This is a genomic window from Azohydromonas lata (assembly GCF_034427735.1).
In the GTDB taxonomy this organism is placed as follows: Bacteria; Pseudomonadota; Gammaproteobacteria; order Burkholderiales; family Burkholderiaceae_C; genus Azohydromonas; species Azohydromonas lata.
In genome coordinates this window covers 112,732-121,131 of the sequence record NZ_JAXOJX010000011.1, presented here as the reverse complement: position 1 = coordinate 121,131, position 8,400 = coordinate 112,732, and the positions used below count along the sequence as shown (strand labels likewise).

Sequence of the window (8,400 nt, the reverse complement as noted above, 5' to 3'; positions counted from 1 at the left end):
GCCAAGCGCTCGGCGGCGCTCGTGGCCAAGGGCTGATGCCGCGCGGGCGTCGGCGCGGGTCCGGCCAGGGCCCGCGGTGGCGTCCGCTCGCCGCGTGGCAGTTTCATGGCAGGCAAGGCGTCATGAACCGAGCCGTGTCACGCACGATGCAACGCAGGGCGCTGTACGCCGGGTTTTATAGGCGCTGTGCCAGACAAGCGATCGTGGCGTCCGGAATCACTGGACTTCCATAGATGCCGCCATGGGCAGCAGCAGCGCCGCCTTGAGCCCGCCCAACTCGCCACGGGAAAGCGACAGCTCCCCGCCGTAGAGGCCGCAAAGCTCGTGCACGATCGCCAGACCCAGGCCACTGCCCGGGGTGGTCTCGTCCAGGCGGCTGCCGCGTACCAGGGCCTGCGCCTGCTGGTTCTCGGCAATGCCGGGCCCGTCGTCCTCGATGACTACCCGCAGCCGCGGCGCGCCGGCGGCTTGCGCCGCCGTGGCCGACATGCGGACCGTGCTGCGGGCCCACTTGCAGGCGTTGTCCAGCAGGTTGCCCAGCATCTCCTGCAGATCCTGCGTTTCGCCGGCAAAGGCCAGCCCGGGCGGCACGGCCTCGGTTTCCAAGCGCAAGCCGCGCTCGCCGTGCACGCGCGACATCACACGCACCAGCCCGGCCACGATGGGCGCCACTTCGGCGCGCATGCCCGGCACGCCCTGCGCGGCGGCAGCACGCGATCTGGCCAGGTGCCAGTGCACATGGCGCCGTGCGACCTCGACCTGCTCTGCCACCAGCCGCGGCAGGGCGACCAGCTCATCCGGGTGTTGCCGAGCCGAGCCCGCGGCCTGCGCCATCGCCGCCAGTGGCGTCTTGATGGCGTGCGCCAGGTTGCCGGCTTGCGTGCGGGCCCGCGCCACAACCTCGGCATTGCGCTCCAGCACGCTGTTGAAGTCGTCCACCAGCGGCTGTACTTCCAGCGGAAAGCGCCCGTGGAGTCGTTGTTCGCGGCCCTCTCGCACGGCCGCCAAGGCCTGCTGCAGTGCCTTCAAGGGCGCCAGGCCTACGGCGACCTGGGCCGTTGCGGCCAGCAGCAGCAGCCCCAGCAGCGCCGTCAGCGACAAGGCCAGCATGCCGTTGAAGCGCTCGATGGCTTGCGAGGTTTCATGACGGTCCGCCGCGACCAGCAGCCGCCACGCGCCCGTGCCACCGGCCGCGATGCGCACCGTGCGCTCGACCAGCAGCAGCGTTGCGCCTCCCGGACCGGCGACCTCGTGCACGTGCACCCCGCCGTCAGCCAGCTGGTCGGCCGGAGCCTGCAGCTCGGCGTCCCACAGCGAGCGGGAACGCAGCACGCCGCGTCGCGGCGCGGCGCCGCCTATCTGGTCCACCTGCCAGTACAGCCCGGAGTAAGGCCGAGTCCAGCGTGGGTCGCTCAGGACGGCGGGATCCAGGCTCGGCCGTCCCTGTGCGTCCAGCTCGAAGCGGGCCGTGACCTGGTCGAGTTCGGCCGTCAGCGCCACGGTGAACTGCCGCGTGACATGCTCGCTGAACAGCCCGGACAGCACCCATCCCGCCATCACCACCGCCACCGCCACCGCCACGAAGGTGGCCGCCAGCAGCCGCCAGCGCAGCGAACGCAGCCATGCGGAGCGCCGCATCACGCCGCGGCCATGAGCCGGTAGCCCAGGCCGCGCACGGTCTCGATGGCCGTGGGCGGCAGCTTGCGGCGCAGCCGGCCGATGAAGACCTCGATGGTGTTGGAGTCGCGGTCGAAGTCCTGCGCGTACAGGTGCTCGGTGAGCTCGGTGCGCGACACCACCTGGCCCGGGCGGTGCATCAGGTAGGCCAGCAGCCGGTACTCATGAGAGGTCAGGTTCACCGGCTGGCCGGCGACGGTGACGCGGCCGCTGCGCGTGTCCAGCGCCAGCGCGCCGCATTGCAGCAGCGGGGAGGCCAGTCCCTGCGCGCGGCGGATGAGGGCGCGCATGCGGGCCAGCAGCTCCTCCATGTGGAAAGGCTTGGCCAGGTAGTCGTCGGCACCGGCGTCGATGCCGGCGACCTTCTCGTGCCAGCTGTCGCGCGCGGTGAGGATGAGCACGGGCATGGTCCGGCCGCCCGCGCGCCAGCGCTGCAGCACCGTCAGGCCGTCAAGCACGGGCAGACCGAGGTCGAGCACGACGGCGTCAAAAGCTTCGGTCTCACCCAGGTGCTGGGCGTCGCGGCCGTTGTCGGCTTCGTCCACGGCGTAGCCCGCTTCCTGCAGCCCGGCGCGCAGCTGGGCACGCAACGTGGACTCGTCCTCCACCAGCAAGATTCTCATTCGTGTTGGCCCAGGTTCATGGCGAAGCTCAGCGCGACGGGTTTTCGCTTTTGCGCTCGCCCTTGCGCCGCTGCTTCAGCACGGCAGCGGTGCGGGCATCGACGTCAAGCTTCACGACCTGGCCGCCCGGCTGCAGCAACTTGACTTCGTAGACCCAGCGGCCGTCCTCGCGCTCCAGCTCCAGTTCCAGCACCTGCCCCGGCCAGGACGGCTGCAGCCGGCTCAGCAACTCGGACAGGGGCAGCACCTCGCCTGCCTGAACGGCGGCACGGGCGCGCTCGTGGTCGCCGTCATCGGCATGGGCTGCCTGCACCACGGCCAGCCACGCCGCCCCAGCCAGCAGCAGCCCGGCTCCAGCGATGCGGGCCAAGGCGCCGCGCCTGCGGCGCCGGATCGCTGTCGGGTGGGAAGGGCGAGGGCACGTCATGCGACCAGTCTGGGGTGTCTTTCCTGAACGGCGGATGAACGACCGATTCAGCTTTGCTTCACGCGGGCTTTCCAAGAATGCCTCCAACACCTGCCATCCCAACCCCATGAGGAGCCCGCGATGAACGTGCCGCTGATCTGGATCAAGCACTTGCGCGCCGTGCCGCTGGCGGCGGCGCTGGCCATGGTGGCTGCCAGCACATGGGCTGGCGACACCACGCCGGGGCAGCAGCTCGAACGCTTCAGCGCCCAGGCCGGCGCTGCGGGCCAGGCCGAGCGCGGACGCGTCTTCTTCACCAGCCGCCATGGCGGCGAATGGTCTTGCGCGTCCTGCCACGGCAGCCCGCCGACGGGATCCGGCAAGCATGCCGCCACCGGCAAGGCCATAGAGCCGCTGGCGCCGGCCTTCAACCCGCAAGCCTTCACCGACACCGCACGGGTGGACAAGTGGCTGCGCCGCAACTGCAAGGACGTAGCGCAGCGCGAGTGCTCCGCTGCGGAGAAGGCCGATGTGCTGGCCTACCTCGTCAGCCTCAAGCGCTGAGTCCCTTACCCCCCACCGCCTGGAGCAGCTTCATGCGTACAGAGTTTCATCCACCGCGCGGCCCGTGGCCGCTGACGGGCTGGGCCGCGGCCGGCCTGCTGTCCCTGTCGGCCGCGCTGCCCGCCTGGGCCGGCGAGAAGCCGCTCATGCCGGCGAGCGTGCCCAAGGCCTACACGCAGGAGTGCGGCTCCTGCCACACCGCCTATCCGCCTGGGCTGTTGCCGGCTGCATCATGGCAGCGCCTCATGACAGGGCTGGACCAGCATTTCGGCACCGACGCGTCACTGGACGAGGCCACCGTCAAGCAGCTCGCCACATGGCTGCAGGCCAACGCGGGCACCTACAAGCGCGTGAGGAGCGAGGCCCCGCCGCAGGACCGCATCACCCAGTCGGCGTGGTTCAAGCGCGAGCACCGCGGCATCGACGCTGCCGTCTGGAGCCACGCCAGCGTCAGGAGCGCCGCCAACTGCGTGGCCTGCCACAGCGGCGCCGAGCGCGGCAATTTCAGCGAGCGCGGTCTGCGCTTTCCGGCCGGCCTTGACCTGCGCTACCGAAGCGCCTGGGACGACTGACTTCTTGGGAGCACTCATGGCACACACCGATTCACTGGCCGCTGCGGGCGTGACGGCCCGCCCGGCACCCCCTGGCCGGCGCGTCACGGACGCACCGACGCGCATGTTCCACTGGCTCTTCGCCCTGAGCTTTGCGCTCGGCTGGCTCACCGCGGAGTCCGAGCACTGGCGCGCGCTGCACGTGACGCTGGGCTACACGATGGCCGGCCTGCTGGGCTTTCGCCTGGCGTATGGCCTGGTCGGCCCGCGCCATGCCCGGCTGTCACTGCTGTGGCGCCGGGTCGCCGGCGCGCCGGCATGGCTGCGCGACGTCCTGCGCGGTGGCACGGGCGCGCGTGTCAACTGGGGCCAGGGCCAGAACCTCCTGCTGGCCGGCGCGCTGGCCGCCATGCTGCTGTTGGTCGTGCCGCTGACCTTGAGCGGCCACGCGACCTACAGCGACTGGGGCGGCGAATGGCTGGAGGACCTGCACGAGCTCTTCGCCAACGCCTTCCTGGCCCTCGTGATGGGTCACTTGGCGCTGCTCGCCGTGCTGAGCCTGGTGCGCCGGCGCAACCAGGCGCTGCCCATGCTCACCGGCCGTGTTGCGGGCTCGGGGCCGGACCTGGTGCGCAAGGACCGGCGCTGGCTGGCCGCCCTGCTGCTGCTGGCAGTGCTGGCCTTTGGCGCCTGGCAGTGGCAGGCCTTGCCCAACGGGCTGTTGCCCTCGGCCTCCGTGTTCTCGGGACAGTCGCACGACGGCGGCGACTGATTTTTTCCCGGCCCTGCAAGCCGTTGTTGTCAAGGAGTCAGCATGAAGGTCTACGTCTGCCCCGCCTGCGGCCTGGTCTACGACGAGGCTGCCGGCCTGCCGGAGCACGGCATTCCCGCCGGAACGCCATGGGCGCAAGTGCCCGCGAGCTGGCGCTGTCCCGAGTGCAACGTCGGCAAGCAGGACTTCGTGCCGATGGACCGCTGACGTTGGGCAATGGCCCGGCAAGGGGCGCTCGTGCCTATGCTGCGGCGTTGCACCTACCCAGGGCCCGGCGGGGCCCACGCAGACATGCCCAACGAACTGCCCACGGGCCTTGCGCTCGCTGAAGCCGCCGAACGGCTGCGCCGGGACGGCCCCAACGAGCTTGGCGCCACGCAGCGCCGCGGGCTGGCGGGCATCGTGGGCGAAGTCGTGCGCGAGCCGATGTTCCTGCTGCTGCTGGGGGCCGGCGGCATCTACGCGGTCATGGGCGACATGCGTGAGGCGGTGGTGCTGCTGGGCTTCGTCGTCATCATCATGGCCGTGACGGTGCTGCAGGAGCGCCGTACCGACCGGGCGCTGGACGCGCTGCGCGACCTCTCCAGCCCGCGGGCGCTGGCCCTGCGCGGCGGCAAGGCGGTGCGCATTCCCGGGCGCGAGGTGGTGAAGGGTGACGTGCTGCTGCTGGCCGAAGGCGACCGCATTCCGGCCGACGGCGTGCTGCTGCAGGTGCATGAGCTGGCGGCCGACGAGTCGCTGCTCACCGGAGAGTCCGAGCCCGTGCCCAAGCGGGCGGCAGGCGAACGGGTGTTCGCCGGCACACTGGTGGTCAGTGGCCAGGGCGGGATGCGCGTCGAGGCCACCGGCAGCCACACCGAGCTCGGCCGCATCGGCGCCTCGCTGCAGGACATCGGTCTGCAGGCCTCACCGTTGCGCGAGGAGGTGGCCCGGCTCACGCGCAGGCTGCTGGCCGTGGGCCTGGCGCTGTGCGCGTTGCTGGTGGCGCTGTTCTGGCTGCTGCGTGGCGACGCCCTGCAGGCGCTGCTGGCCGGCATCACGCTGGCCATGGGTGTGCTGCCCCAGGAGTTCCCGGTCATCATGATCGTGTTCCTGGCCCTGGCCGCACGGCGCCTGGCCGCGCAGCAGGTGCTCACCCGGCGGCTCAATGCCATCGAGACCCTGGGCCAGACCACCGTGCTGGCCGTGGACAAGACCGGCACGCTTACCCTCAACCGCATGGCCATGGCCGCGCTGTCGGTGAACGGGCAGGCGTTTGACGTGCGCGGGATGCGCGACGCCGCGCTGCCGGAAATCTTCCACGAGCTGCTGGAGTACGCCGTGCTGGCCAGCGAGATCGAGCCGCACGACCCGATGGAGCAGGCTTTCCACCGCCTGGCAGCGGCGCAGCTCGCGGGCACCGAGCACCTGCATCCGTCATGGGCGCTGGCACGCGAGTACGAGTTGGCGCCGGAGCTGCTGGCGATGAGCCACCTGTGGCGCGAGCGAGGTCGCAGTGACGACACGGTTGCGGCCAAGGGAGCGCCGGAAGCCATCGCCGAGCTGTGCCACCTGGATGCCGCTGCGCTGGAGGCCGTGCGGGCCGAGGCAGCCGAGCTGGCCGACCAGGGCCTGCGTGTGCTGGCCGTGGCCAAGGCGCGCCACCCGGCGCACCGTGATTGGCCGGCGGTGCAGCATGACTTCGACTTCACGTGGCTGGGATTGGTGGCACTGGCCGATCCGCTGCGCCCAGAAGTGCCGCAGGCCGTGGCGACCTGCCATCGAGCCGGCATCCGGGTGCTGATGATCACGGGTGATCATCCCCGCACTGCGCAAGCCATCGCCGGCCAGGCCGGTCTGGACGCCAGCCGAGTCATCACCGGCGAGGAGCTGGAGGCGCTCAGCGGCAAGGATCTGGTGCGCGTGGCAGGCGAGGCCAGCGTGTTCGCGCGCATGCGGCCGCGGCAGAAGCTGGCATTGGTCGAGGCGCTCAAGGCGCGCGGCGACGTGGTGGCCATGACCGGCGACGGCGTCAACGACGCTCCGGCGCTTAAAGCGGCCCACATCGGCATCGCGATGGGCCAGCGCGGCACGGACGTGGCCCGCGAGGCGGCATCGCTCGTGCTGCTGCACGATGACTTCGCCTCCATCGTCACGGCCATCCACCGCGGCCGGCGCACCTTCGTCAACCTGCGCCGGGCGCTGACCTACACCGTGGCCGTGCACGTGCCCATCGTCGGCCTGGCGCTGTTGCCGGTGATGCTGGGCTTGCCCGTGGTGCTGGCGCCCATGCACATTGCCTTCCTGGAGCTGGTGATCGACCCGGCGTGCTCGCTGGTGTTCGAGGCGGAACAGGGCGGCGACGATTTGATGGGCCAGCCGCCTCGCCGGCGAGCCGAGTCGCTGCTGCCGCTGGGCTCGGTGCTGCAGTCGCTGCTGCAGGGGCTGCTTGCCACGGCCCTGGTCATGGGCCTGTACGCGTGGCTGCAGACCAGCGCCAAGCTGGCGCAGCTGGCACCTGCGGCGGCGTTCACGGCGCTGGTGGCAGCCAATGCCGCACTGATCCTGCCCAGCCGCACCGGTGGCCGCCGCTGGGCTCGGCTGTTCACAGGCTTGAGCGGCGTGAGCCGTCTTGTCGTCGCCGCCACGATCGCGGCGCTGTTCGTCGCCACCGGCGTGCCCGCCGTGGCGTTGCTGTTCGGCTTTGCCGCGCTGCCGCCAGCGTTGTGGCTGGGCTGCGTGGCCGCAGGATTCTCGATGGCCGTTCCTTTCGAGCTGGCGCGGCGCTGGCTGGGCCCGGAGCGCCATGGCGTGCTCGCGCTGGCCCAGCGCGGGTGACCGCATTGGAGTCGTTGGCGCAGTGCTTCAGCTCACATGGCCGTCAGCGGGTACACAAGCAACCGTCGCGTCACCGGGGACATGGCCGAGTGCCATGGGAATGGATATGAAGGCGGTCGTTGCGACGGCAAAGACGATGGGCAGCAGCACGCGCGTGAGCGAGCCGATGAAATTCCTGATATTCGTGTCCATGTGGCGAGCCTCCTGCCGGTAGGCTGGCAACAGCGCCTTGATGCACCGGCCGTCGCATGGTGTTCCACACCACCTGAACCGGCGATGAACGATCATGCGGGCAGCGGTGCTGGCCGCTGCCGCGCGGGCAGGCGCCGTAGGAACGCGACATTTGGCGGGCAAGGAGACTTCGACGTGAGGATGCTGGTGGCCGTGGACGACAGCGATTGCACCAAGCGCATGCTGGCCCATCTGGTGTCGCACGAGCGCTGGTGCGGCAAGGACGTGGCGTGGACGGTGTTTCACGCCGTGCCGCCGTTGCCACACCGCGCAGCAGCATTGGCCGATCCGGCCAGCGTCGAGGATTACTACGCCAGTGACGCCGAGCGCGTGCTGCGTCCGGTGCGCAGCTTTCTCAAGCGCCATGGCATCCAGCCCACCTTTGTGCACAAGATCTGCCCACCGGCCCGGGAGATCGCCCGGCTGGCCAACACGGGCAAGTTTGATGTGGCGGTCATGGGCAGCCAGGGACGTGGTGCCGTGGGCGGTGCCGTGCTGGGCTCGGTCGTGCAGCAGGTGTTGGCCTCGACAAGGCTGCCGGTGCTCATCATCCGCTGAAAGAAGTAGCCTGGGAGAGCCCCACAAGAGCAGCCCCCATGGGACTGGACGGATCCTGGCCATAGGCCCCCCGGCGCGGGGCAGGTCGATGCGCCGGGCTGCTGCTTCGTCCGCGTGAAGCCCAGGCTGATATTTCTCAAGGGAGCCGTATCCTTTTCGCCAGCGAACGGAAAAGTGATCGGGCTGCGTAATCAACGGTTG

At 70.4% G+C, this 8,400-nt stretch carries 10 protein-coding genes; 6 read left to right on the top strand and 4 right to left on the bottom strand.

What is annotated here, in order from left to right; genetic code table 11:
• Nucleotides 1–216 precede the first annotated feature (216 nt).
• From SM757_RS09445 to SM757_RS09435, 3 genes are read right to left on the bottom strand one after another with little or no spacing between them, the layout of a single operon-like run.
• Nucleotides 217–1,638 (bottom strand): sensor histidine kinase, encoded by a 1,422-nt coding sequence (locus SM757_RS09445; RefSeq protein WP_322465226.1) that lies wholly within the window; start codon nt 1,636–1,638, stop codon nt 217–219.
• Nucleotides 1,638–2,300 (bottom strand): response regulator transcription factor, encoded by a 663-nt coding sequence (locus SM757_RS09440; protein WP_322465225.1) that lies wholly within the window; start codon nt 2,298–2,300, stop codon nt 1,638–1,640. The genes SM757_RS09445 and SM757_RS09440 overlap by 1 nt, the downstream gene beginning before the upstream one ends.
• Before the next feature lie 28 nt (nt 2,301–2,328).
• Nucleotides 2,329–2,670: a PepSY domain-containing protein gene (locus SM757_RS09435; protein WP_238456014.1), complete on the bottom strand. Its 342-nt coding sequence runs from the start codon at nt 2,668–2,670 to the stop codon at nt 2,329–2,331.
• A 177-nt stretch (nt 2,671–2,847) separates the two neighbouring features.
• Between SM757_RS09435 and SM757_RS09430 the strand changes: the two genes are divergently transcribed.
• From SM757_RS09430 to SM757_RS09410, 5 genes are all read left to right on the top strand, one after another.
• The gene (locus SM757_RS09430) at nt 2,848–3,270 is read left to right on the top strand and encodes a DUF1924 domain-containing protein (RefSeq protein WP_066343166.1); all 423 of its coding nucleotides are present in this window, start codon (nt 2,848–2,850) and stop codon (nt 3,268–3,270) included.
• Between the two features lie 32 nt (nt 3,271–3,302).
• Nucleotides 3,303–3,842 (top strand): diheme cytochrome c, encoded by a 540-nt coding sequence (locus SM757_RS09425; protein WP_322465224.1) that lies wholly within the window; start codon nt 3,303–3,305, stop codon nt 3,840–3,842.
• A gap of 16 nt (nt 3,843–3,858) precedes the next feature.
• Nucleotides 3,859–4,593 (top strand): cytochrome b/b6 domain-containing protein, encoded by a 735-nt coding sequence (locus SM757_RS09420; RefSeq protein ID WP_322465223.1) that lies wholly within the window; start codon nt 3,859–3,861, stop codon nt 4,591–4,593.
• A gap of 42 nt (nt 4,594–4,635) precedes the next feature.
• Entirely contained in the window at nt 4,636–4,800 is a 165-nt protein-coding gene (locus SM757_RS09415; RefSeq protein WP_066343170.1) for a rubredoxin, read from the top strand.
• 84 nt (nt 4,801–4,884) lie between these two features.
• On the top strand, nt 4,885–7,410 hold the full coding sequence (locus SM757_RS09410; RefSeq protein WP_322465222.1) for a cation-translocating P-type ATPase: 2,526 nt from the start codon (nt 4,885–4,887) through the stop codon (nt 7,408–7,410).
• 27 nt (nt 7,411–7,437) lie between these two features.
• Here SM757_RS09410 and SM757_RS09405 read toward each other — a convergent pair whose 3' ends face one another.
• A complete protein-coding gene (locus SM757_RS09405; protein ID WP_322465221.1) occupies nt 7,438–7,602 on the bottom strand; it encodes a hypothetical protein in 165 nt (54 codons plus the stop codon).
• A gap of 180 nt (nt 7,603–7,782) precedes the next feature.
• Here SM757_RS09405 and SM757_RS09400 point away from each other — a divergent pair, with 180 nt between their 5' ends.
• Nucleotides 7,783–8,199, top strand: coding sequence for a universal stress protein (locus SM757_RS09400; protein WP_322465234.1), 417 nt, complete (start codon nt 7,783–7,785; stop codon nt 8,197–8,199).
• The last annotated feature ends 201 nt before the right edge of the window (nt 8,200–8,400 follow it).

Excerpts from the sequence above, each read along its gene's own strand:
- SM757_RS09400 (WP_322465234.1), top strand. The coding sequence starts at position 7,783 with ATGCTGGTGGCCGTGGACGACAGCGATTGCACCAAGCGCATGCTGGCC.
- SM757_RS09445 (WP_322465226.1), bottom strand. The coding sequence starts at position 1,638 with ATGCGGCGCTCCGCATGGCTGCGTTCGCTGCGCTGGCGGCTGCTGGCG.
- SM757_RS09430 (WP_066343166.1), top strand. The coding sequence starts at position 2,848 with ATGAACGTGCCGCTGATCTGGATCAAGCACTTGCGCGCCGTGCCGCTG.
- SM757_RS09410 (WP_322465222.1), top strand. The coding sequence starts at position 4,885 with ATGCCCAACGAACTGCCCACGGGCCTTGCGCTCGCTGAAGCCGCCGAA.
- SM757_RS09440 (WP_322465225.1), bottom strand. The coding sequence starts at position 2,300 with ATGAGAATCTTGCTGGTGGAGGACGAGTCCACGTTGCGTGCCCAGCTG.
- SM757_RS09420 (WP_322465223.1), top strand. The coding sequence starts at position 3,859 with ATGGCACACACCGATTCACTGGCCGCTGCGGGCGTGACGGCCCGCCCG.
- SM757_RS09425 (WP_322465224.1), top strand. The coding sequence starts at position 3,303 with ATGCGTACAGAGTTTCATCCACCGCGCGGCCCGTGGCCGCTGACGGGC.
- SM757_RS09415 (WP_066343170.1), top strand. The coding sequence starts at position 4,636 with ATGAAGGTCTACGTCTGCCCCGCCTGCGGCCTGGTCTACGACGAGGCT.
- SM757_RS09405 (WP_322465221.1), bottom strand. The coding sequence starts at position 7,602 with ATGGACACGAATATCAGGAATTTCATCGGCTCGCTCACGCGCGTGCTG.